This is a genomic window from Dongia sp. agr-C8 (genome assembly GCF_054658695.1).
Map to the genome: position 1 here is coordinate 914,544 of NZ_BAAGHZ010000001.1, position 21,678 is coordinate 936,221.

The window sequence follows — 21,678 nt, forward strand, 5'->3', positions numbered from 1 at the left end:
CCGATGGCTGCCGACGACGACTCACAAAAAACCGAAGACCCAACCGGCCGAAAACTCCAGGAAGCGCGGGAGCAGGGCCAGGTCGCGAAGTCGCAGGAGGTCAACAACCTCCTGATGATCCTCGCCCTCACCATCTCGGTCATCGTGTTCGGCGGCTCGATGGCGCGCGACATCGTCAACATGTCGCTGCCCTTCATCGAGACCCCCGACATGGTGCCGACCGACCTCGGGCACTTGACCACCATGGGCTGGAAGCTGCTGGGGATGGTGCTGCTGGCCGGTGCGGCGCCGCTGGTGATCGCCTTGTTCGCCGCCTTCTTCTCCGGCTATCTGCAGTTCGGCCTCCTGCTCTCCAGCGAGAGCCTGATGCCGAGCCTGGAGAAAATCTCGCCGCTCTCGGGCCTGAAGCGGATCTTCTCGCTGCGCTCCTTCGCCGACTTCGTCAAGGGCCTGCTGAAGCTCGCCATCGTCGGCGGCATCGTCTATGCGGTGATCACGCCCTCGGTCGGCGACCTGCACAAGCTGATCGGCATGGAGATCGTGCAGATCCTCGGCGTCATCTCCGACCTGCTCACCCGGCTGCTGCTCACCGTCTTCTCCGCGATGGTGGTGATCACTGCGCTCGACGTCTTCTACCAGCGCTACGAGCACATCAAGGGCCTGCGCATGTCGCGCCAGGAGATCAAGGACGAGATGCGCGAGAGCGAGGGCGACCCGATGGTGAAGGGCCGCCTGCGTCAGCTCCGCATGGAGCGCGCCCGCAAGCGCATGATGGCCGAGGTGCCGAAGGCCGACGTCGTCGTCACCAACCCGACGCACTACGCCGTGGCGCTGAAATACGACGCCCAGATGGCCTCGCCGAAGGTGGTGGCCAAGGGTGTCGACAAGGTGGCGCAGAAGATCCGCGAGATCGCCAAGGAGAACGACGTCCCCATCGTCGAAAACCCGCCCTTGGCGCGCGGCCTCTACGCCGCGGTCGAGGTCGACCAGGAGATCACGCCGGAATTCTACAAAGCGGTGGCAGAAGTCATCGGCTACATCTACCGCCTGAAGCGGAAGAAACTCTAGGCCGCATCAAAGAGACCGCCGGGTCAAGCCCGGCGGTGACGCGCGTGGGTTTGGTCGTCACCCCCGGGCTTGACCCGGGGGTCTGGTGCAAGCATATGCGCCGTTACAGATCACGGTGCCGTCCGCCGATCGTTGCCGCGTAAGAGGCGACGAAGGCCCCGATCAGCATCGCGACCACCGACCACATCGCCAGCGCGGCGCCGGCCTTGCGGGCCGCGTCGGCGGCTTCCTTGGCCTGGGTGGCCGCTTCGTCTGCAGCCGCCTTCACCTTGGCGCTCACCTCATCGATGCGCTTCTCGGCGTCCTGCTGCGACATGCCGGTCCGCTGCGCCACCAGCTGCGCGACATAGGCTTTGTCCTCGGGCGAGAGGGTGAGGCTGCCGTCCTTGAAGCTGGCCGCGGCGATGCTCATGATCTCGCCGCGTGCCCGGCGTTGGTCGCCGGCCTGGTCGCCCATCGGCATCATCGCCGAACCGGCGGACGGCAGCGTCGTCGTGCTGGTGGTGGCATCCGGGGTGGTGCCGGTGGTGGTGCCCGTGGTCGTACCGGTGGTGGTGCCCGTGGTCGTACCCGTGGCGGTTCCAGTCGCGGCGCCGGTCGTGTCGCCGGTGCCCGCGGCGCTGGGCGCGCCGGCCGGGCGGAACAGCAGGTCGATGTAATAGTCCATCGGGTTGCCGCGCATGCCGGCCGGGCCGCGGGCCGCCATCATGTCGGGGGCCGTCGCGGCGGCAGCCGTGCCGGCGCCGGCGATCGCGGCCGCGCCCATGGCGCCGCCGACCTCGGCGGTGCCGCGGGCCACTTGCCCGGCGGCGCTGGCGACGAGGCAGACGAAGACCAGCGTGCCGAGCGCCCAGGTCACTAGGCCATGCGCGGTGTCGCGGAAATAGACCTCGTCGCCGTGCATGTTCGCCCATTTGGTGCGCAGCCGCCCGGCCAGGTATCCGCCGACGCCGAAAGCCGCGACCTCGATGAGGATCGACCAGACGATCACGCCGAAACCGATCGTCTCGGCCGAGGCGCCCTCATTGGACCAGGGCGAGACGGCGATCAGCCCGAGACCGGCGCCGAGGGTCCAGAGCAGCATGGTCAGCGCGGCGGCCGCCACGCCGCCGGCGATGATGGCGCCCCAGGAGACACCGGAGAAGCGCGACTCCACGCCAACGGGGTTGATGATGGTGGCGGGGCTGCCGGTAATGTCGGCCATCGCGCTCTCCTTGGTTTGCTGGGGGAATTAGCGCCAGAACAGCGCGAGCAGAATGATGATCGGCAGCGGGATGCCGAGCATCCAGAGCAGAAAACCGCGTCCCAATCCCATGATACTGTCCTCCGTTTGGCTTCGGGTCCTGTGTCGGAATAAGCGCCGCGCTTGAGGTTGGTTCCGCAGCCGGAAAGCGTGGAATACCGCCATGCGCGGCACGGCAAACTCGTCTAAACTCCAACCGGTTCGTGAGCAGCGGGATTCGGGGATCATGAGGGCAGGGGTCTGGCAAGCAACGCAGCGGCGGGCACAGGCTGCGCTCATCCTGCTGCTGCTGCTCTCCGCCGCCCCCGCCTTCGCCCAGGACCAGCCGAGCTGGTTCGCCCGCAATTCCTGGGCGGCCGGGCCGGTCGCGGTGCTGCTGCTGCTGGCCGGCGCCGGTACTGCTTTGGCCTTGGCCAGGGCGGGGCGCCGCCGCGATCTCCTGATGCAGAGCTTCGATACTTCCGGCCAGGCCCGGCAGCTGGTCGGCCCCAACGGCCGGATCATCTTCGCCAACGCCGCCTATCGCCGGATCTTCGCCAATCACAACGTGCCGCTGCCCGAGGCGCTGGTGGCGCTGGTCGAGCCCGGCTCCACTTCCGCCGAGCTCCTGCGCCAGCTGCCGCGCACCGTCGCCGAGGCCGGCCGCGGGCGCGCCGAATTGCAGGTGAAGTTCCGCGACGGCGAGCTCGACTGGTTCGACATCCAGGCGCAGCGCCTCAAGGGCGGCGACCACTATGTGCTCTGGAGCTGCGACATCGTCACCACCCAGCGCCAGATCGAGGAATACATCCGCAGCGACCACGAGAAATTCGCCGACCTGATCGAGCATGCGCCGATCGGCTTCTACTCGGTCGATGAGAAGGGCGACTTCCTGTTCGTCAACTCGACCTTGGCCGGCTGGCTCGGGCTGCAGGCCGAGCCCGGCGGGCATTTCCCGCAGAAGCTCCACGACATCCTGGCCGATCCGATCGCCGACACCGCGCCCGCCTTCAGCCCGTTCGGCGATCCCGCCGCGCGCGGCGGCGAGGTCACTCTGCGCGGGCCCAACGGCCGCGCCTTCCAGGCCTTCATCCGCTTCGAGACCGTGACCGCGCCGACCGGCGACGGCGAGCGCGGGCAGCCGAAGCTCCGCACCCGTTCCGCGGTCCACGACCTCACCCGCGAGCGGGCGCTCGAGCAGGCGGTGCGCTCCTCCGAGCAATACTTCAAGCGCTTCTTCGAGGAGGCGCCGACCGGCATCGCGCTGATCGACGCCTCGGGGAGGGTCGAGCAGGCCAACGAGGCGTTGGTCCAGCTCCTCTCCGGCGCCGACTGGCGCTCGAAGTCGCTGATGGAGCTGATCCATACCGACGACCGCCCCGCCTATGCCCGCCACTTCGCCGAGGTGATCCGCCACGGCAAGGCGCCGCCCTTGACCGTGCGGGTCTCCGGCGGCGAGCGGCCGCGCTATGTCACCATTTTCGCCTCACGGCGCGAGGACAGCGCCGGCTCGCCCGGCTGCATCGCGCATTTCGTGGATTCGACCGAAGCGCGGCGCCTGCAGGAACAGTTCGCGCAGTCGCAGAAGATGCAGGCGGTCGGCCTGCTCGCCGGCGGCATCGCCCATGACTTCAACAACCTGCTGACCGCGATGATCGGCTTCTGCGACCTCTTGCTGCTGCGCCACCGCGCCGGCGACCAGTCCTTCGCCGACATCATGCAGATCAAGCAGAACGCCAACCGCGCCGCCAACCTGGTGCGCCAGCTCTTGGCCTTCTCGCGCCAGCAGACCCTGCAGCCGCGCGTGCTCGATGTGACCGACGTGCTGGGCGAGCTCTCGCACCTGCTGCGCCGCCTGATCGGCGAGAATATTGAGCTCGAGATGATCCACGGCCAGGATCTGAAACCGGTGCGCGCCGATGCCGGCCAGCTCGAGCAGGTGATCATCAACCTGGCGGTCAATGCCCGCGACGCCATGCCGATGGGCGGCAAGCTCACCATCAAGACCCAGAACGTGCAGACCACCGAGACCATGCAGCGCGGCGCCGACGTGATGCCGCCCGGCTCCTACGTGATGCTGGAAATCGCCGACACCGGCACCGGCATCCCCAAGGACATCCTCGACCGTATCTTCGAGCCCTTCTTCTCCACCAAGGAAGTGGGCAGTGGCACCGGCCTCGGCCTGTCGACCGTCTACGGCATCGTGCGCCAGACCGACGGCTTCGTCTTCGTGGACAGCGAAGTCGGGCGCGGCGCCACCTTCCGCATCTATCTCCCCGAACATGCCAGGGTTCCCGGCGAAGCCGCCCAGCGCCTCGCCGGCGGCGACGAGGACCGCCGCGATCTCACCGGCATCGGCACGGTGCTCCTGGTCGAGGACGAAGACGCCGTGCGGCTGTTCAGCGCCCGCGCGCTGCGCAACAAGGGCTACAAGGTCTTGGAGGCCAGGAGCGGCGAGGCGGCGCTGGAGATCGTCACCGAGCATATGAAGGACATCGACCTCGTCATCAGCGACGTGGTGATGCCGCGCATGGACGGCCCGACCCTGATCAAAGAACTCCGCACCCGCCGCCCCGACATCCGCGTCATCTTCATCTCCGGCTACGCCGAAGACGCGTTCCGCAAACGCGTCGACGCCGGCGAGGAGGCGCATTTCCTGATGAAGCCCTTCACCTTGAAGCAGCTCGCGGCGAAGGTGAAAGAAGTGCTGCCGTAGACCTAATTCGTCATCGCCGGGCTTGACCCGGCGATCTGTAGCCGGCGAGACCGGCTGTCTCACTTTCCTTGCGTTGGAAAGCTCTGCACCGGCGCGGTCAGTGTCTGCAGGAAGGCGATGATCGCCTTGATCTCAGACTCACTCAGGAAAAGCGGCTGAATTCTGCCGTCCACATTTGCCGCGCCGCGACTGCCGCCTCGGTTGTAGTACTCGACGACCTCGCGCAGGGACGTCATGCTACCGTCGTGCATCAGATAAGGCCGCAGAGCGACGTTCCGAAGCGTCGGTGTCTTGAAGGCTCCACGGTCGGATGCCTTGCCGTATGACACGGCGGGACGGATCGCGAGCCGGGGCGGGAGCCTGTTCAAGTCGGTGCTGCCGACCGCGACCACGGCGACGGCGGCCTACAATGCCGACAACCAGCTGACCAGCTGGAACGGCACGACGATCAGCTACGACCTCAACGGCAATCTCACCAATGACGGCACCCGCAGCTTCACCTGGGATGCGCGCAACCGGCTGACCGCGATCACCGGGGTTGCGAGCTTCGTTTATGACGGCGTCGATCGACGGCAGTCGGTGACGCAGGGCGCCGCCACGACCGCGGTGGTCTATGACGGCTACGAGCCGGTGCAGGAGCAGTCGCCGGTCGGCACGGTCTCGGCCAACCTGCGGAGCGGGCTTGGCGTCGACGAGTGGTTCTCGCGCACGAAGGGCGGCGTGACCTCGACCTATCTCACCGACCAGCTCGGCTCGACCATGGCCCTCGCCAACGGTTCGGGGGTGGTGCAGACCAGCTACGGCTACGATCCCTATGGGGTCACGTCGCAGAGCGGTGCGGCCAACGACAACCCCTATCAGTTCACCGGCCGGCAGAACGACGGCACCGGTCTCTATTACTACCGGGCGCGCTACTACAACCCGACCTGGGGCCGATTCATCAACGAGGATCCGATCGGGCTGGCGGGTGGCATCAGTCTCTATGGCTATGTGTCAGGGAATCCCATCAATAACGTTGACCCTTTTGGCGAATGCCCACCTTGCCTCGCCGTTGTCGTCGTTGCTGAGGGTGGCGCCGAGGCAGGCGCGATTGCCGCGGCAATCGGTGAAGTCGCCGCGGCTGTTCGGGGTGCGATGACCGTGGGTTCGATTATCAACATGGCCCAAAACAATAAGGCGACCCGAAATAAAATCGCGTCCTTACAAAAAAGAATTGACGAACATCAGAAAAAACTAGACGAGGATCCAGACTGTCCGCCAGCAAATCACTGGCGGAAGGAGATAAATGGGTGGAAGGAACGGATTCAGAGATTGCAGAAGAGGTTGCCGGGTGGATGAAAACAAAGATGCCTAAGCTAAGAGGCCAGCCATTCATAGAGCAAGTGAAGCCTTACCTGGCCGACGAGGAGACGTTTGGCAGGTTTTGTGCGGATATTAATGACTTGATAGAAGCATGCGAGTGGTTCCTGAAGCACACGAATTTAGAGCCGGGTCGGGTGTTGAGCCCGAGTGAACTCCAGGCCCTGCTGATTGATATTGAGACGGCATTTGTTGAGCATGCAGCCTACCACATCAATTCACTCGGCTCGGAAATCGAGAGTGCGCTTGAATCGCTTTCGGAAGTCGTTGAAGACGACCCTGAAGAGGGTGATTCTGGGGGGTCGCCGAGGACTGAGTGAGTGACTGCGAGATCGCCGGGCTCGGCGATTTGATCGTCGTCCTGCTCTCAGCTAGTCGCTAGGCTTGCGCGGCGGTTCGAACCCGCCTCTCTCGCTCAGTCGATCTTTCGCGCGTAGTTGCCGCGGACCTGCTGGTGGATGTGGGTGGCGAGGCCGGCGCCGGCGCGGGCCAGTGCGATCATCGCGCCACATCTACGAATCCTATGTCGGGCAGAGGTGCGCATTGATCGTTAGTTCTGGAAGAAACGAGCGCTGCGTTCGCTTTTCAAAGCTCGAAGTGATGTATTTGACGAATACGAAGTTCTTGCCGGACGAGCTTGAGCAAGTTCTGCGCTCAGTTGAGCGGGTCCATACGACATATACTCTGCGTCTGAATGCGGAAGCCGCGGAGAGCTTTCGTTCGGAGCTTACAGAGCGCTTGGCGAAAGTCGGATTCGGTCCCGACCACGAGCCAACGCGAGAGGGAGAGCTTATCGAAGATCTCATCGATCGATTTGCCGGGTGAGCGAGAGCCGCTAAGTACATCCGTGAAATCGCCCCACGTCCCGCCCTTCAGATCCGCGGCGCAGTCGGCCTCATTCTGCTTGCTGACGGACGGAGGTCCAGATCATGTCTCAAACATTCGACCAAGAACGAGGGAGGACCACATGGACGTCCATCGAAATTCTGGAGATTTTTCCCGCTGGGGAAGCAAAAAATGAATGTGAGTCAAAATGGTGCCCGATTCGGCCAGCTGAATTCCACAAAGATTGCGTTCACCGCTGGCTGATGATGGCTATGCCAGTATCCTAGGATGTGTGGCATCCCATTGAGCCGCTTGAAGTGCTCAATGCCTTGAAGGAACTGGACCACCAAGTGAATGAGCCAGTTGAAGAACCGAGACAGCCTGCGCGTGTTCGCCGGGCGAGCGAGATTGCCACCCGAGCTCTAGCCTTGTTCGGCGTAGTTGGGGTTGGATTTCACGCCCCGCGCGACGACGTCGCTGCTTGGCTGAAGGAGACGGGTCTGTGGTGCGAATTGTCACCGCAGGAGTTGACGCTGTTCGAGGCCAGTTCTCCAAGTCGGCAAATGGCTATTGATGCCGCATGGCGTGCTGAAGCTTTGACTGTACTGCTCTGGTCCCTCCGTAAGATCGACACATTGCCGGAAGCTGATGAGCAATGCGATACAGCCATTTTTCAACGGATCTTGCCACCTTACACAGAAGATACGGTCGAGAAGTTTGTGAAGAGTGCGACCCTCCGCTCTGACGAGGATTTGTTTCATCTCGCGGACATCTATACGAATTTGCATGCCGAATACCGGTTTGCCAAACAACAGAATCGCGCCCCACGCCAGCCCGTTCGTGGTGAAATAGTCCAGGAAAGACATCATGCGATTAACTGGATTGTTGGGCACGACGGCCTTGATTGGGATGTCGTTCCAACCGACACGTAATTCGGATGTCCAAGCTCACGCCCAGCGAGATCTACGATCGCGTGATCGACGCCACGGCACAACGCTTGTCGACGTCAGGCTTTCACCGCAGAGGGGCAATCCTAAGAAAGATAATCGAGTCAAATGCGGCGATCATTGAGTTTCAGAAGAGTGGCAAGACGGACCGGAACACGATCTTTTTCACTGTGAACATAGGTGTCGTGTGCGGCGCGCTGCTTGGCAAAGAAGGGCAATCAGTGACGAAGAGCAAGAATGTCGATGCGCATCTGCGTCAACGGATTGGCATGTTGCTGCCAGAGCGCCCGGACAAATGGTGGAAAATTCCAGGCGATACCGATGCCGATGAACTTGCGGTAGAGATATCGAACCTCATTGATAGAGTTGCAGTGCCGTACCTGCAGCAGTATCTCCGTACAGATGCGCTTCTGGACTTGTGGGAAACGGGAGTTTCCCCCGGATTGACGGATACGCAGAGATTGAGATGTTTGGAAAAGCTCAATCGTGAACGCCACCGCCATAATCACGGGACATAAAACGTAGTTGACGCGCCCGCTCGCGCCTAATGCACCCGCGCCTCGCGCGCGGTGCCGAGGGCGCGTTCCAGGGTCGCCAGCAGCAGGTCCTTGTCCACCGGTTTCCGGATCAGCGCCAGCGCGCCGGCCTCGCGCAAGGCGGCGTCGGTCAGGCTCTCGCTGAAGGCCGAGCAGATGAGGCAGGGGAGATCGGGCCGCACCGCCTTCACCGCGGCCAGCAGTTCCAGCCCGCTCATCTCCGGCATGTTCTGGTCGGTGATCAGCGCGTCCCAGGTCGCGGGGAGCTCGCGGAAATCGGTGAGCGCTTCCTTGGCGCGGGTATAGGGCACCACCTCGAAGCCGAGCCGCTCCAGCAGGAGGTGCATCATGTCGCAGAAATCGGCGTCGTCATCGACCAGCAGGATGCGCCGCCGCGGCCGTGCCAGGGCCGCAACCGACGCCGGCTCGGCGCGCGGGATCGCGATCTCGATCCTGGGCAGCACGATCTCGATCGCGGTGCCGTCGCCCTCGCGGCTCCGCGCGATCAGCGCCGCGCCATGCGCCAGCACGATGCCGCGCACCACCGCGAGCCCCAGCCCGGTGCCCTGGCCCTTCTCCTTGGTGGTGAAGAAGGGCGTGAAGGCCTGCTCCAGCAGGCCCTGATCCATGCCGAAGCCGGTGTCGCGCACGATCAGCGAGACCTGCGGCGCCGCGGGATCGCAGCTGCCGGCGACCGCGACGGCCCAACCCTCCGCGTCGGTCCAGACCGTCACGGCTTCACCCCGCGTTTCCTGCAGCTTCTGCGCGGTCTCGGCGTCGAGCGCGCTGCGCCTGACCCGCACCGTCACGCTGCCCGGCCGGCCGCGCAGTGCATCCTGCGCGTTGATGCAGAGGTTCAAGAGCACCTGGCCCAGCTGATCGCGGTCGGCCTCGACCACCGCGTCGGGGTCGGCGTTCTCGCAGCGGAAGTCGACCGAGGCCACGGCGCTGGCGAACATCAGCTCCTCGATCTCGCCCAGGAGCTCCGAGAGATGGAAGCGCCGCCGCGTCATCCGGGTCCTTCGGGTGAAGGTCAGGATCTGCTCGACCAGCGCCCGGCCGCGTCGCCCCGCGGTCAGGATGCGCTGCGCATAGCGCGCCGCGGACTGGTTCTGCGGCTGGTCGCGCGCCGGATCCAGCGCCGCATCCTCGACGATGAACTGGGCATAGCCCAAGATGGCGCCGAGGAAATTGTTGAAGTCATGCGCGACGCCGCCGGCGAACTGGCCGAGCGCCTCCAGCTTCTTCGATTCCTGGCTCTGGGTCTCGAGCCGCAGCCGCTCCTCCTCGTGCCGCCGCCGCTCGGTCACGTCGGCGATCGAGCCGATCATGCCGGTGAAGCCGCCGGCGGCGTCGAAGCGCGGCACCGCTTCCACCATCACCCAGATCTCGCTGCCGTCCAGCCGGCAGAGCCGGTGCTCGCTGCGGAAGCTCCCGTGCGCGGCGATCGCGGCGCGCCAGCGCGCGTGCAGGGCGGCGCGGTCCTCCGGATGCACCGCGGCGACCCAGCCGTCGCCCAGGGTCTGGGTCCGCGAGAGCCCGGTCATCTGCACCCAGACGCCGTTCGCATAGGTGTTGCCGCCTTGGGCGTCGCATTCGAAGATCGCGACCGGCAGGGCCTCCACCAGTTCGCGATAGCGCCGCTCGCTGATCGCCAGGCCCATGGTCTTCGCCGCCACCTGGCGCCGGAGGCTCCGGTTCCAGGTCACCAGCAGCAGCGCGCCGATCGCCGCCGCCGCCAGCATCCAGGCGAGGAAGCGCAGCGCCGGGTTGTCCCAGAGTGATTCGACCGGCTGACCCGTCCACTTCGCCTCGATCGCCGCGCGCTCGGCCGGCCGGATCAGGGTGAAGCCGGCGGCGATGAAATCGCGCAGCGCGGTGTCCTCCTTGCGCACCGCCCAGACCGCGGGCTTGGTGAACAGGGTCGCGCTCAGCTTGAACTGGCCCTGCAGGTTGAGCTTGTAGAGCCGCCGGATGCCGGCGGCGCGGCCGCTGCAGAACACGTTGTTCTCGCCCCGCGCCGCCGCGGCGAACAGCGAATCCCAGTCGCCGTAGTCCTTGAGCTTGGTGACGCCGTGCTCCTGCAGGAAGTCGGTGCAGCTGCCGCTGCCGACCACGCCGACGGTGAAGCCGTCCAGGCTCTCGACCCCGGTGATGCCGCTGATCGCACGATCGAAGAAGATCACCATCTCGACCTCGACCGGCGGCACCGGCGCGATCAGGTAGTTGGCGTTGCGCGTGTCGGTGCCGACCAGGTAGCCGGCGACATCGACCGCGCCGGAATCCAGCACCAGCAGCCGCTGCTTGCGCTCGACCGCGACATACTCGACCGCGACCCCGGTGCGCTGCGACCAGAGATCCCAGAGGTCGCGCATGATGCCCTGGGGCGCGCCGTGCTCCGGCCGGAAGGAATAGGGCGCGTAATTGTCGTCGAGCGCGATGGTCAGCGTCTTCGGCGGCAGGAAATCCGCGGCAGCTGAAAGCGGTGCGAGCAAAACCGCGCCCGCCGCCACCGCCCGCAGCGCTTTCCAGATCCGTCTTGTGGATATGCAACCCGGCATCGTCCCCCGCCACTGCCGCCCGCCGCCGGATTCTAGCGCGAAGCCGGCCGGTTGACCAAGGGCGCAGGGCAGGGGTTCAATCGGAAGGCGCAAGGGGGGAAAAAATATGCACGCCGTCCTGACCCAACCCAGCTCCAACCTGGGACCGAAATCCGATCCCGTCGCCCCGCCCGCCGCGACCATCGCGAGCGGCATCCAGCGGCTGCCGCCGGTCGTCGTCATGCTGCTGGCGATCGTCTGCGTGCAGCTGGGCTCGGCCCTGGCGACGGTGCTGTTCTCCCGCCTCGGCCCGATCGGCACCGCCTTTGCGAGCGCGCTGTTCTCCGCCGCCGTGCTCACGCTCATCAGCCAGCCGCGCGCGCTCTTCCTGCACAGCGGGACACTCATCCGCCGCCACGCGCGGCTGATCCTCGCCTTCGGCATCGTCGATGTGGCGATGGTGCTGCCCTTCTTCCTGGCGCTGGAGCGGATCCCCCTCGGCATCGCCGCCACCGTCGCCTTTCTGGGGCCGCTCGGCCTGGCGGTCGCGACGTCGCGGCGGCTCATTCATTTCCTCTGGATCGGCATCGCCGCGCTCGGCGTCGCGCTGCTGACGCCCGAGATCGGCCCAATGAATGGCCAAGAGGGTCTCGACCCGCTCGGCCTCTTCTACGCCGCGATCGCCGCGCTCGCCTGGGCCGCCTTCGTGCCCCTGAGCAAGATGACCGGCGCCGTCTTCCCCGGCAACCAGGGCCTGGCCTTGGGCATGTCGGTCTCGGCCCTGCTGCTGCTGGCGCCGGCCCTGATGGAAGGCAGCATCGCTTCGGCCGGCGCGCTCGACATCGCCGGCGCGCTCGGCGTCTCGCTGATCGGCGTGGTCCTGCCGCTGGTGCTGGAATTCCACGCCCTGCAGCGGATGTCGGCCCGCACCTACGGCATCCTGGTGACCCTCGAGCCGGCGATCGGCGCCCTGGTCGGCGTGATCTTCTTGAGTCAGCCCGCCGGCCCCCGCATGATCCTCGCCGTCGCCTGCGTCATGCTGGCCGCCCTCGGCGTCACCCTCTCGGATCGCCGGGAACCGCACTGACGAGAATCCCTCCCCCGCCTCAGTAATTCTCCCTACTTCCCGTACATCCCGCTGGACAGGGCATCAGGAAAAACCCTTAGGACCGGCGTTTTTCATAGTCTGTTCAGAACTTGGGCCTATCCCTGTTCCTGTCGGCGCGCTCGACAGCAAGAAGCCTTGATCCACATCAATGAGTTTGGATCGCGCGCCCGCGAGGATCGGACCCGGGATGCGGAAAGTCCGCCCCGGAAGGGAAAGTCAGGAGAGGGCCAGAACATGTCCCAGAAAATGTCCAAGACCGGTGCCGTGACCTGGAGCACGCCCATCGACGCGCTGGAGCAGGCGGCCGCGGCCGTTGCCGACAAGCGTCCCAGCATCCTGGTGGTCGATGACGACCACGCCTTCTGCGAAACGATCGCGCGCTGCCTGGCGCAGCGCGGCTATGACGTGACCTGCGCCGACAGCGGCGAGGTGGCTGCGGTGGCGATCGGCGAGACCAAGCCCGACGTGATCGTGACCGACGTGCAGATGCCCGGCATGGACGGCATCGACCTGATGAACTGGCTGCGCGACAACGGCCTCGACATCCCGGTGATCGTGATCTCCGGCGAGCATATCGACGAAGGCGAGTTCGGCGAGAAGACCGTGGACAGCGAAAGCGGCATGGCCGCCGCCGCGAGCATGGGCGCGGTCTCGGTGCTCCACAAACCCTTCGGCCGCGCCTTGCTCGAAGACTCGGTCGCCAGGGCTCTGACCTACGGGATTACACTCCACTAAGAACGGCGACCGGCGAGAGACGGTCACTTGATCTCCCTCTCCCCTTGTGGGAGAGGGATGGGGTGAGGGGTTGCACGCGACAGCGTGCAAACAAAAGACTCAAAGCAAAAAGCCGCCGTGACGCCGCAAGCCGATCCGCCGCCGCCGCCAAGCCTCGACGCCCGCCTGCCGCCGGAAATGGCCGCGCGCGCCGAGGCCGCCGGCCTCGCCAAGGCCTCGCTCGATCCCTCACGCCTGCTGGCGCTGGCCGTGCTGGCCGGGGCCTTCATCGCCTTCGGCGCGATCTTCTCGACCGTGGTGGCGGCGGACAGCGCGGGCACGCTGCCCTTCGGCGTCGCGCGTCTCTTGATCGGCCTCAGTTTCAGCCTCGGCCTGATCCTGGTGGTGGTCGGCGGCGCCGAGCTCTTCACCGGCGACGTCCTGATGGTGATGGCCTGGGCCGGCGGCAAGCTCGGCCTCGCCAAAATGCTGAAGGCCTGGGCGATCGTCTATGCCGGCAACTTCATCGGCGCGGTGGGCACCGCGATCCTGGTCTTCCTCGCCGGCCATCACGCATACGGCGCCGGCAAGATCGGCCTCGCGGCACTCGCCATCGCCAGCACCAAATCCGCCGAACCCTTCTTCCAGGCGATGCTCTTGGGCGTGCTCTGCAACGTTCTCGTTTGCATGGCGGTCTGGGCCTGTTTCGCGGCGCGAAGTGCGGCCGACAAGGTGCTGGTGATCCTGCTGCCGATCGCCGCCTTCGTCGCCGCCGGCTTCGAGCATTCGATCGCCAACATGTATTTCCTCCCCATGGCGCTGCTGATCCGCGACTTCGCCGGCGACGCCTTCTGGCAGCAGGTCGGCAAGTCCGCCGCCGACTACCCCCTGCTCACGGCGGCGAACGCGCTCGCGAACCTCGCCGCGGTGACCATCGGCAACCTGATCGGCGGCGGCGCCCTGGTCGCCGGCATGTATTGGTTCATCTACCTCCGCGGCAAGAAATAGCGCGGGCCATGCCCGCCTGCCGACGGCTCAGCCCTGCTCCTGGTCCAACAGCGCCTTCACATCCGGACACTGCGTGGCGGCGCGTGCCTTGACCTGCGCCTGCCGCGCGGGATTGCCGTCACTCGAGAAGTCGAGCCAGCGTGTGAACAGCGCCTGGTTCAACGGGATCTTCTGCTCGATCATGTCGGCGAGCCGCGTGGCCTCGGCCTCGGGGATGTCGACCACGAGGGCATCGATGATGCATTTCACCGCCCGTGGCCGATCCGTCTCCGGCAGTGCATCGAACCCCCGAAACTCCTGCATCTTCGCCGAGAGCAAAGCATGCAACCGCGCCGGCCCATCCTCCGCCCAGCCGACCGAAGCCCCCGCCAGCGCCAGCATGCCACCGGCGACCGCGGCGCGGAGAAGATGCGCCCAAGAACCACCTCTCCCCTTGTTGTGGGAGACGGCGTCTAGGCGAAGCCCCCGGACTTGATTCGGGGGGTGAAGGGTCACGCGCGGCGCGCCTGCCACCAAAGACTCTCGCAATTCCGATTCCCGCGCGCCGCGCTACCGCAGCATGTTCAAAGCCGCCGCCCGCTCCGCGGGTTTGAGCTTCTTGAACAGCGCATGCGCGCGTTTAACATCGGCCTTATCCCCGCTCTCCGCCGCGCGTTTCAAGGCGACGGTGCAATCATGCTCCGCCCCGCAGATAAACGAGAGCGCGGAGGCCAGCTTCGCCATCATCGCGGGATCGAGGGTGGGTTCGGGCATGATGGAAAATCTCTCTACATGGATGAATCGTGGCGTTAACGGCGAAAGGCTTTGGGCGTCTTCAACTCACCGTTTCCGACTTGACGCTATCTTTTGAGCGTTCTTAGTGAACACTTCAGTTTCTGGCCCCGTCGAGTCGCTCTCATCGCGACTAAGGTTCGAAATGTTATCCTAGTTTAGGAACTTCAATTGGACACCCTCTCACCAGCCCAACGCAGCGAGAGAATGAGTCGTGTCCGCAGTAAAGACACGAAGCCTGAGCTGGTAGTAAGGCGGTTAGTTTATTCGCTTGGCTACCGCTATCGGCTCCACGCCAAAGAGTTGCCAGGTCGTCCAGACATGGTTTTTAGGCCGAAGAGAAAGGCGATCTTTGTACACGGGTGCTTCTGGCATCGTCATTCATCCGAATTATGCACTCTTGCTCGTCTCCCAAAATCCCGCCTAAGCTTTTGGAAAACAAAGCTCGAGGGAAATCGGACGCGCGATCAATGCAACCAAAAGAGGCTATTGCAATTGGGCTGGCGTTTTTTGGTTGTCTGGGAATGCGAACTGCGCGATAAAGAACGTCTCAAGAACAAGATAGTCCGGTTTCTCGGGGGTGACGAATGAAAGTCATTGAGCTTTTTGCCGGAGCTGGCGGTCTGGGAATGGGTGTTAGTAAGGCCGGCTTCACCCCAATTAAGATTGTCGAATGGGATAAGTGGTGCTGCGACACCATTCGTCAGAATCGGTCAAACCCGAAGAGCATCGTCGCGAAATGGCCCGAGCCAATTCAAGGTGATGTGCGGTTCGAGGATTTTGATAAGCACGAAGGGGGCGTAGACTTAGTAACCGGTGGCCCGCCTTGTCAGCCGTTTTCCGTTGGTGGGAAGCATCGCGGCAATCATGATCACCGGGATATGTGGCCCCAGGCAGTTAGGGTGGTCCGCGAAGTAAAGCCACAGGCCTTCATTTTTGAGAATGTAAAGGGCTTAACACGACAAGCATTCGCATCATACCTTCAATACATCGAACTTCAGCTCAGTTATCCAGAGATTGATCGACGCAACGACGAATCATGGATTGAGCATCTAAGACGATTGGAACAGCACCATACCGGTCGCGGAGCCAAAGATTCCGGTCTGTCCTATCGAGTAGTTTACGAGGTGCTCAATGCTGCGGATTACGGCATTCCGCAGAAGAGAGAGAGAATCGTCTTCGTGGGATTTAGATCTGACTTGGGAGTCAATTGGTCGTTCCCCCGCGCGACCCATTCGTGCGATGCATTAGTCTGGGAGCAGTTTCGATCTGGAACATACTGGGAGCGACATGAGGTTCCCAAGTCGCTGCGCGTCGGACTAGCCCGTGCAATGCGACGTTCTAACTCCATGCTTCAGCCGGAGACCATGCCATGGCGTACCGTGAGGGACGCAATTGGAGACTTGCCTGACCCTGAATTCGATCCGGCGAATTCACATCGATACGCGAATCACAAATTTCAACCAGGGGCCCGTTCCTACCCCGGCCATACCGGCAGTCCGCTCGATGAACCTGCCAAGACATTGAAGGCTGGCGTCCATGGTGTGCCGGGGGGGGAAAACATGCTGGCCCGACCCGATGGGAGCCTGAGGTACTTCTCTGTAAGAGAAAGCGCGCGACTCCAAACATTCCCCGATTCGTTCGTATTTCACGGGTCTTGGTCGGAAACTATGCGCCAACTAGGCAATGCAGTTCCGGTTGAGTTGGCTGCAGTAATTGCGCAGGATGTCAAAAGGCATCTCTCTTCTTTTGTAAGCAAACCTTTCAATGAGCAAGTCGCCCAAACTGCCCGCCTTGCAACTCATATCCAAGCTCCGTGAAGAGCTGCTTGCGTTATCTGAACAAGCTCCAAATGCCCTTCGAGGGAGGGAACTAAAGAACCTAACTTCTGAAATCTACCACGCTGTATCCGACCTTAGCCGAGTAGCGGGTGAACTCGACACGGTAAAATCGCCCGGTGCTGCATTTGATCCGGGTAACCCCAGGACGATTGCTTTCTTCGTGGCCTTGGCTCTTTCCGCTCAGCCGCGCACACCGCTGGAAAGTATCCGTCAATTTTATGGCGCTGGCGTTTACGCCATCTACTACAAAGGCGACTTTCCTTTGTATCTACCGATCAGTGGGTCGGAAACTCCAATCTATGTGGGTCAGGCTAGCACGAGCCATGCACATGCCAGATCTCCAATGGAGCAGGGAGTGCGCCTTGCTGCGCGGCTAGATGAGCACCGCAAGAACATAGCTCGCGCGTCGGATACTCTTAGAATTCAAGACTTCGACTACCGCGCTCTAGTTGTCCAGACCGGTTGGGAGACTGGAGCCGAAGACTACCTCATTCGACTGTTTCGACCGATTTGGAACAGCGAGACGAAGCTGATCTTTGGACTGGGAAAACACGGCGACAGCGCTTCAACTAGGAAGAATAGAAGGTCACCGTGGGATACACTGCATGTTGGTCGCAAGTGGGCTGTTGCAGATGAGATTGAGGACGCTAAGTCGAAATCCCAGATTGAGCAGGAGTTGGTCGAGCACTTCCGCAACGTAAGAGTTTACCCCACGTTTGATTCATTGCTCGATGAGTTCCGTCGCTCTCTGCAGCAGGCATAGTTTACGCAAAACCTAAAGATCAAGCGGCGGTCGAGGGTGTCGGCGAGTCTGCCGGCTTCCCCTTCCGGGATACCCACGGCGATCACCTTAGCCGAGCATTCCGCCATCCGCCTCGAATCGAGTTCCCCCCCAGCATTTGCCTAAAATCCCCGGCATCTTCCTAACGGTCCTTCAACCCTTCCCCACTAAGCTGCGCGCCGACACGCCCGCGCGGCTTAGCACTTGGACCGGACATGGACTCGCGACACGACTCCCCCAGCTCTCTTTCGGCCGCCGCCGCCCCCACGGCCACCGCCGCCGCCGCCCCCGCGCCGGCACCGGGCGCCTTGCGCACCGGCTGCGCCAACTGCCGCGATGCCAAGCCGGCTTTTCCCTTCAGCATGGCGTTCCAGCCGGTGGTCGATGTCGAGCGCCGGGCGATCGATGCCTATGAGGCGCTGGTGCGCGGGCCGAACGGCGAGGGCGCCGGCGCGGTGCTGGCCCAGCTCACGCCGGAGAACCGCTACGCCTTCGACCAGGCCTGCCGGGTGAAGGCGATCGAGCTCGCGACGGCTCTGGGATTCGGGGGGCTCGGCGCCGGCGCGGCAAGGCTCAACATCAACTTCCTGCCCAACGCGGTCTACGAGCCCGCGGCCTGCATCCGCTTGACGCTCGAGGCGGCGCGCCGCACCGGCTTCCCGCTCGACCGTCTCACCTTCGAGATCGTCGAGCAGGAGGAGCTCTCCCAGGAGCCGCACTTGAAGCGCATCATCGAGGAATACAAGCGCCACGGCTTCAAGGTGGCGCTCGACGACTTCGCCACCGGCTATTCCGGCCTGGCGCGGCTCGCCGCCCTCCGCCCCGACATCGTCAAGCTGGACCGCGTGATGGTGCAGGACGTGCACCAGGACCGCGTGCGGCTTGCGATCGTCGCCGCGGTGGCGGCGCTCTGCCGCGAGATCGACGTCAAGCTGGTGCTCGAGGGCGTCGAGACCGCGGAGGAGGTCGCGGCCTTGCGCAGCGTCGGCGGCCGCTACATGCAGGGCTTCTATTTCGCCAAGCCCGCCTTCGAGGCGCTGCCCGGCCTCCCGTCGCTGCGCTGGCCGGCCCCGGCGGACCTCGCGGCGGAATTCGATTGCGACCTCGCTTCAGCCGGGGCCGCCGCCTAAGCGCTCCGAAGCGCGGCGCGCGAAGGGGGCTGATCCGCTACAGCATCCGCTTGGCGTAAGGCCCGATATCCGGGCAGAGCTTATCGACCGCCTTCAGCACCTGCGCGTTCCTGGCCGGCGCTTCCTTCTTCGAGATCGTGAACCACTTTTTCTGCAGTGCCGGGTCGTTGGGCGCGCGGCGGTCGAGGATGTCGGCGAGCTTGGCGGCGTCCGCTTCCGGGATGTCGGCGACGATTGCCTTGGCCAGGCATTCCGCCGTCCGCTTCTTGTCCAGCTTGGGCACCAGGTCGCTCGCCTGCGCCTGCTCGGTCGTCATCAGCACCAGCCGGCCGGCCAGCCGCTCCTTGCCGGTGATGGCCAGGGCCGGCGCGCTCCAGCCGGCGAGCCCGGCCCCCACCAGCAGCGCCCCCGCCGTCAGCAGGACCTTCGCCTCTCCCACGTTCGATAGTCTCCCCGACGCCAAGCCCGACCTCCGTCCTTGCTCCCCGCGCGCCCGTGCGCCGGCGGGAGGGGAGGGTAGAGCGGGGCCGCGGTTTTTCGCAATCGCCCCGTTGCCATCGCCGCGCCCCGGTGGCGCGGGCGGCTTGGCTTCCAGGCGACAATGCTATACAATAGTGTGTTGCCTTGCTTCCAGGCCTGCGCGCCCGCGGGCGCCGTTCGATCGCAGGCTTGCATAGACAGTGCATGGACGGAATCCGGCCCGCCGCCGGTCCCCCCCGGTCCGATGGTCGATCCGATGGGCGCTGTTTTGTTGCACTGCATCGCAGACAGGGCCCGGACCGAAGCGTTTTTTCCGTTCTGGCCCCTTCGGCATGTTCGCGCGATTGATCAGTGGGTTAGCCGACGCGGACGGCGGCAAGGCGTCCGCTTTGGCCTCCGGCCCCGACAGCGGATACGGACGGCGGATCGGGATTGTCGTTCTCTCTCCGTTCTTTTCGCTGGACGGAGAACGAAAAGGGTACTAGGGTCGCTTGCAGATTCGAACGCGGTTTCGCGGCGCGGGATTGCTGGTACGGACGGGTTGGCGGCATTAAGAGGAGAGGCGCGATGGCGCAGAACGTGATTCGCATTCCGGAACGGGACAATATGGACAAGAACAAGGCCCTCGACGCCGCCCTGCAGCAGATCGAACGCGCCTTCGGCAAGGGCTCGATCATGCGCCTCGGCGGCAAGGACCAGCTGGTCGAGACCGAGGTGATCTCCACGGGCTCGCTCGGCCTCGACATCGGCCTTGGCATCGGCGGCCTGCCGCGCGGGCGTATCGTGGAAATCTACGGTCCGGAATCCTCGGGCAAGACCACCTTGGCGCTGCAGGTGATCGCCGAGGCGCAGAAGTCCGGCGGCGCCTGCGCCTTCGTCGATGCCGAGCATGCGCTCGACCCGACCTATGCCAAGAAGCTCGGCGTCCAGGTCGATGACCTCCTGATCTCCCAGCCCGATGCCGGCGAGCAGGCGCTGGAGATCGCCGACACCCTGGTCCGCTCCGGCGCCATCGACGTGCTGGTGGTGGATTCCGTCGCGGCGCTCGTGCCGAAAGCGGAGCTCGAGGGCGAGATGGGCGACACCCATGTCGGCCTGCAGGCCCGGCTGATGTCCCAGGCCCTGCGCAAGCTGACCGGCTCGATCTCGCGTTCGCGCTGCATGGTCATCTTCATCAACCAGATCCGCATGAAGATCGGCGTGATGTTCGGCAATCCCGAGACCACGACCGGCGGCAATGCCTTGAAGTTCTACGCCTCGGTCCGCCTCGACATCCGCCGCATCGGCGCGATCAAGGACAAGGACGTGGTGGTCGGCAACCAGACCCGGGTCAAGGTGGTAAAGAACAAGCTCGCGCCGCCGTTCCGCGTCGTCGAGTTCGACATCATGTATGGCGAGGGCATCTCCAAGAACGGCGAGCTCATCGATCTGGGGATTGCCGCGAACGTGGTCGAGAAGTCGGGCGCCTGGTTCTCCTATGGCGGCCAGCGCATCGGCCAGGGCCGCGAGAATGCCAAGCTCTTCCTGCGCGAGAACCCCGAGATCGCCGCCGAGATCGAAGGAAAGATCCGCGCCAACGCCGGCCTGGTCGCCGGCAACATGATGGACAACGGCGGCGCCGGCGACGAAGCCGCCGAAGCCTAAAAACAGCCTCCCCTTCGGGAAGCCCCCTTACTTCCCCCTCCCCCGAATCGGGGGAGGGCACTCCTTCTTCCCCCTCCCCCTTCAGGGGGAGGGCCGGGGTGGGGGTCCGAATAGAAGAGTTCTCTCCGCGAAGCCGCCCCGTCTCCCCCTGACGGGGCGGTTCACATTCGGACAAGCGCGACGGGCAAGCCCGCCGATAGCCCCTCCGCCTTCAGATCGATTGCCTTCAGGGGCCGGCCCGGGGCAGAGTGCGCCGGGGACTCGTCTTATCACCTGAGGTCAGCATGCTTTCATCCACGCGCAACGCTCGCCGCACCGGCTTGGCCGCGGCCACGCTCCTGGCCGGCCTCGCCCTCGGCTGGGCGGCGCGCGCCGACAACATCCCCCCGTCGGCGCTGGAAGCCGACCTCAAGTCTTGCGTCGCCGCCTGCGTCGGCAGCGGCAAGCCGGCGGAGAAATGCACCGCCTTCTGCTCCTGCAGCGCCAAGGCCTATGGCGAGCAGCTGACCCTCGAGGAATATCTCGCCATCAACAACGCCATCTCCAAGGGCGAGGTCCCGCCCCAGGCCGCGGTCGAAAAGATGAAGGCGATCACCAAGACCTGCAAGCCGCAGATTGAATAGCCGGCCGCGATCGCCTCAATGCATCCGAAGTTCCCGCCGCCGCGCGCCTTCGCCGCCGCCGCCCTGCTGACCGCGCTGCTGGCACCGCCGCTGGCGCAAGCCGAGCCGATCCCGCCGGCGCTGCTCGCCGCCGATCACCGTTCCTGCGTCGCCACCTGCACCAGCCATGCGGTGGCCCTGGCGAGCTGCACGCAATACTGCGACTGCACCTTCCAGGGCGTCGCCGAGCAGTTCACGCTGGAGGAATACAAGGCCGCCGGGAATGCCGCCGGCCAGGACCAGCCGCCGCCCGCGGCGCTGATCGAACGCATGGCCGGGATCTCCCGGGCCTGCGCCGCCCGCCTGCAGTAGCCCGATTGCCCGCC

General features: G+C 64.5%; 22 protein-coding genes. 16 read left to right on the top strand and 6 right to left on the bottom strand.

What is annotated here, in order from left to right:
- The first annotated feature begins 3 nt into the window (after positions 1-3).
- Positions 4-1,068 (top strand): flagellar biosynthesis protein FlhB, encoded by a 1,065-nt coding sequence (gene flhB, locus ACYQ4T_RS04205; protein WP_459851024.1) that lies wholly within the window; start codon positions 4-6, stop codon positions 1,066-1,068.
- Positions 1,069-1,171: 103 nt separating this feature from the next.
- Here flhB and ACYQ4T_RS04210 read toward each other — a convergent pair whose 3' ends face one another.
- Positions 1,172-2,272, bottom strand: coding sequence for a hypothetical protein (locus ACYQ4T_RS04210; protein ID WP_459851025.1), 1,101 nt, complete (start codon positions 2,270-2,272; stop codon positions 1,172-1,174).
- Positions 2,273-2,537: 265 nt separating this feature from the next.
- Here ACYQ4T_RS04210 and ACYQ4T_RS04215 point away from each other — a divergent pair, with 265 nt between their 5' ends.
- Positions 2,538-5,006 carry a response regulator gene (locus tag ACYQ4T_RS04215; protein ID WP_459851026.1) on the top strand — a complete coding sequence of 823 codons (2,469 nt, stop codon included), beginning with the start codon at positions 2,538-2,540 and terminating at the stop codon, positions 5,004-5,006.
- A gap of 59 nt (positions 5,007-5,065) precedes the next feature.
- Here ACYQ4T_RS04215 and ACYQ4T_RS04220 read toward each other — a convergent pair whose 3' ends face one another.
- The gene (locus ACYQ4T_RS04220) at positions 5,066-5,242 is read right to left on the bottom strand and encodes a hypothetical protein (protein ID WP_459851027.1); all 177 of its coding nucleotides are present in this window, start codon (positions 5,240-5,242) and stop codon (positions 5,066-5,068) included.
- Between the two features lie 79 nt (positions 5,243-5,321).
- On the opposite strand from ACYQ4T_RS04220, the gene ACYQ4T_RS04225 reads away from it, so the two are divergent.
- The 4 genes from ACYQ4T_RS04225 to ACYQ4T_RS04240 all read left to right on the top strand — a co-directional run bounded on the left by ACYQ4T_RS04225 (position 5,322) and on the right by ACYQ4T_RS04240 (position 8,655).
- Positions 5,322-6,344: an RHS repeat-associated core domain-containing protein gene (locus ACYQ4T_RS04225; RefSeq protein WP_459851028.1), complete on the top strand. Its 1,023-nt coding sequence runs from the start codon at positions 5,322-5,324 to the stop codon at positions 6,342-6,344.
- A complete protein-coding gene (locus tag ACYQ4T_RS04230) occupies positions 6,296-6,685 on the top strand; it encodes a hypothetical protein (RefSeq protein ID WP_459851029.1) in 390 nt (129 codons plus the stop codon). The genes ACYQ4T_RS04225 and ACYQ4T_RS04230 overlap by 49 nt, the downstream gene beginning before the upstream one ends.
- Before the next feature lie 822 nt (positions 6,686-7,507).
- Positions 7,508-8,122 carry a DUF4272 domain-containing protein gene (locus ACYQ4T_RS04235; protein WP_459851030.1) on the top strand — a complete coding sequence of 205 codons (615 nt, stop codon included), beginning with the start codon at positions 7,508-7,510 and terminating at the stop codon, positions 8,120-8,122.
- Positions 8,123-8,127: 5 nt separating this feature from the next.
- Positions 8,128-8,655, top strand: coding sequence for a DUF4304 domain-containing protein (locus ACYQ4T_RS04240; protein ID WP_459851031.1), 528 nt, complete (start codon positions 8,128-8,130; stop codon positions 8,653-8,655).
- A gap of 26 nt (positions 8,656-8,681) precedes the next feature.
- Here ACYQ4T_RS04240 and ACYQ4T_RS04245 read toward each other — a convergent pair whose 3' ends face one another.
- Complete coding sequence (locus tag ACYQ4T_RS04245; RefSeq protein ID WP_459851032.1) at positions 8,682-11,234, bottom strand: PAS domain S-box protein; 2,553 nt, start codon at positions 11,232-11,234, stop codon at positions 8,682-8,684.
- A gap of 106 nt (positions 11,235-11,340) precedes the next feature.
- Between ACYQ4T_RS04245 and ACYQ4T_RS04250 the strand changes: the two genes are divergently transcribed.
- From ACYQ4T_RS04250 to ACYQ4T_RS04260, 3 genes are all read left to right on the top strand, one after another.
- Positions 11,341-12,300 (top strand): EamA family transporter, encoded by a 960-nt coding sequence (locus tag ACYQ4T_RS04250; protein WP_459851033.1) that lies wholly within the window; start codon positions 11,341-11,343, stop codon positions 12,298-12,300.
- 255 nt (positions 12,301-12,555) lie between these two features.
- Entirely contained in the window at positions 12,556-13,056 is a 501-nt protein-coding gene (locus tag ACYQ4T_RS04255; protein WP_459851034.1) for a response regulator, read from the top strand.
- Positions 13,057-13,173: 117 nt separating this feature from the next.
- Entirely contained in the window at positions 13,174-14,043 is an 870-nt protein-coding gene (locus tag ACYQ4T_RS04260) for a formate/nitrite transporter family protein (protein WP_459851035.1), read from the top strand.
- Between the two features lie 27 nt (positions 14,044-14,070).
- Here ACYQ4T_RS04260 and ACYQ4T_RS04265 read toward each other — a convergent pair whose 3' ends face one another.
- Positions 14,071-14,424, bottom strand: coding sequence for a hypothetical protein (locus ACYQ4T_RS04265; protein ID WP_459851036.1), 354 nt, complete (start codon positions 14,422-14,424; stop codon positions 14,071-14,073).
- A gap of 168 nt (positions 14,425-14,592) precedes the next feature.
- Positions 14,593-14,796, bottom strand: a complete 204-nt coding sequence (locus ACYQ4T_RS04270; RefSeq protein WP_459851037.1) for a hypothetical protein — start codon at positions 14,794-14,796, stop codon at positions 14,593-14,595.
- Positions 14,797-14,985: 189 nt separating this feature from the next.
- Between ACYQ4T_RS04270 and ACYQ4T_RS04275 the strand changes: the two genes are divergently transcribed.
- The 4 genes from ACYQ4T_RS04275 to ACYQ4T_RS04290 all read left to right on the top strand — a co-directional run bounded on the left by ACYQ4T_RS04275 (position 14,986) and on the right by ACYQ4T_RS04290 (position 18,566).
- Complete coding sequence (locus tag ACYQ4T_RS04275) at positions 14,986-15,405, top strand: very short patch repair endonuclease (RefSeq protein ID WP_459851038.1); 420 nt, start codon at positions 14,986-14,988, stop codon at positions 15,403-15,405.
- On the top strand, positions 15,402-16,634 hold the full coding sequence (locus ACYQ4T_RS04280) for a DNA cytosine methyltransferase (protein ID WP_459851039.1): 1,233 nt from the start codon (positions 15,402-15,404) through the stop codon (positions 16,632-16,634). Before ACYQ4T_RS04275 ends, ACYQ4T_RS04280 begins: the two co-directional genes overlap by 4 nt.
- Positions 16,582-17,418, top strand: a complete 837-nt coding sequence (locus ACYQ4T_RS04285; protein ID WP_459851040.1) for an Eco29kI family restriction endonuclease — start codon at positions 16,582-16,584, stop codon at positions 17,416-17,418. The genes ACYQ4T_RS04280 and ACYQ4T_RS04285 overlap by 53 nt, the downstream gene beginning before the upstream one ends.
- Positions 17,419-17,651: 233 nt before the next feature.
- Positions 17,652-18,566, top strand: a complete 915-nt coding sequence (locus tag ACYQ4T_RS04290) for an EAL domain-containing protein (RefSeq protein WP_459851041.1) — start codon at positions 17,652-17,654, stop codon at positions 18,564-18,566.
- Positions 18,567-18,603: 37 nt separating this feature from the next.
- On the opposite strand, the gene ACYQ4T_RS04295 is transcribed toward ACYQ4T_RS04290, so the two are convergent.
- Positions 18,604-19,005 (bottom strand): hypothetical protein, encoded by a 402-nt coding sequence (locus tag ACYQ4T_RS04295; protein ID WP_459851042.1) that lies wholly within the window; start codon positions 19,003-19,005, stop codon positions 18,604-18,606.
- Positions 19,006-19,613: 608 nt separating this feature from the next.
- Here ACYQ4T_RS04295 and recA point away from each other — a divergent pair.
- From recA to ACYQ4T_RS04310, 3 genes are all read left to right on the top strand, one after another.
- Positions 19,614-20,690, top strand: a complete 1,077-nt coding sequence (recA, locus tag ACYQ4T_RS04300) for a recombinase RecA (RefSeq protein ID WP_459851043.1) — start codon at positions 19,614-19,616, stop codon at positions 20,688-20,690.
- 284 nt (positions 20,691-20,974) lie between these two features.
- A complete protein-coding gene (locus ACYQ4T_RS04305) occupies positions 20,975-21,313 on the top strand; it encodes a hypothetical protein (protein WP_459851044.1) in 339 nt (112 codons plus the stop codon).
- Positions 21,314-21,331: 18 nt separating this feature from the next.
- Entirely contained in the window at positions 21,332-21,664 is a 333-nt protein-coding gene (locus ACYQ4T_RS04310) for a hypothetical protein (RefSeq protein ID WP_459851045.1), read from the top strand.
- Positions 21,665-21,678: the final 14 nt, after the last annotated feature.

Coding starts and splice junctions, on each gene's coding strand:
- ACYQ4T_RS04240 (WP_459851031.1), top strand. CDS start 8,128: ATGTCCAAGCTCACGCCCAGCGAGATCTACGATCGCGTGATCGACGCC.
- ACYQ4T_RS04250 (WP_459851033.1), top strand. CDS start 11,341: ATGCACGCCGTCCTGACCCAACCCAGCTCCAACCTGGGACCGAAATCC.
- ACYQ4T_RS04285 (WP_459851040.1), top strand. CDS start 16,582: ATGAGCAAGTCGCCCAAACTGCCCGCCTTGCAACTCATATCCAAGCTC.
- ACYQ4T_RS04220 (WP_459851027.1), bottom strand. CDS start 5,242: ATGACGTCCCTGCGCGAGGTCGTCGAGTACTACAACCGAGGCGGCAGT.
- ACYQ4T_RS04270 (WP_459851037.1), bottom strand. CDS start 14,796: ATGCCCGAACCCACCCTCGATCCCGCGATGATGGCGAAGCTGGCCTCC.
- ACYQ4T_RS04310 (WP_459851045.1), top strand. CDS start 21,332: ATGCATCCGAAGTTCCCGCCGCCGCGCGCCTTCGCCGCCGCCGCCCTG.
- ACYQ4T_RS04255 (WP_459851034.1), top strand. CDS start 12,556: ATGTCCCAGAAAATGTCCAAGACCGGTGCCGTGACCTGGAGCACGCCC.
- ACYQ4T_RS04280 (WP_459851039.1), top strand. CDS start 15,402: ATGAAAGTCATTGAGCTTTTTGCCGGAGCTGGCGGTCTGGGAATGGGT.
- ACYQ4T_RS04245 (WP_459851032.1), bottom strand. CDS start 11,234: ATGCCGGGTTGCATATCCACAAGACGGATCTGGAAAGCGCTGCGGGCG.
- recA (WP_459851043.1), top strand. CDS start 19,614: ATGGCGCAGAACGTGATTCGCATTCCGGAACGGGACAATATGGACAAG.
- flhB (WP_459851024.1), top strand. CDS start 4: ATGGCTGCCGACGACGACTCACAAAAAACCGAAGACCCAACCGGCCGA.
- ACYQ4T_RS04305 (WP_459851044.1), top strand. CDS start 20,975: ATGCTTTCATCCACGCGCAACGCTCGCCGCACCGGCTTGGCCGCGGCC.
- ACYQ4T_RS04290 (WP_459851041.1), top strand. CDS start 17,652: ATGGACTCGCGACACGACTCCCCCAGCTCTCTTTCGGCCGCCGCCGCC.
- ACYQ4T_RS04215 (WP_459851026.1), top strand. CDS start 2,538: ATGAGGGCAGGGGTCTGGCAAGCAACGCAGCGGCGGGCACAGGCTGCG.
- ACYQ4T_RS04265 (WP_459851036.1), bottom strand. CDS start 14,424: ATGCTGGCGCTGGCGGGGGCTTCGGTCGGCTGGGCGGAGGATGGGCCG.
- ACYQ4T_RS04210 (WP_459851025.1), bottom strand. CDS start 2,272: ATGGCCGACATTACCGGCAGCCCCGCCACCATCATCAACCCCGTTGGC.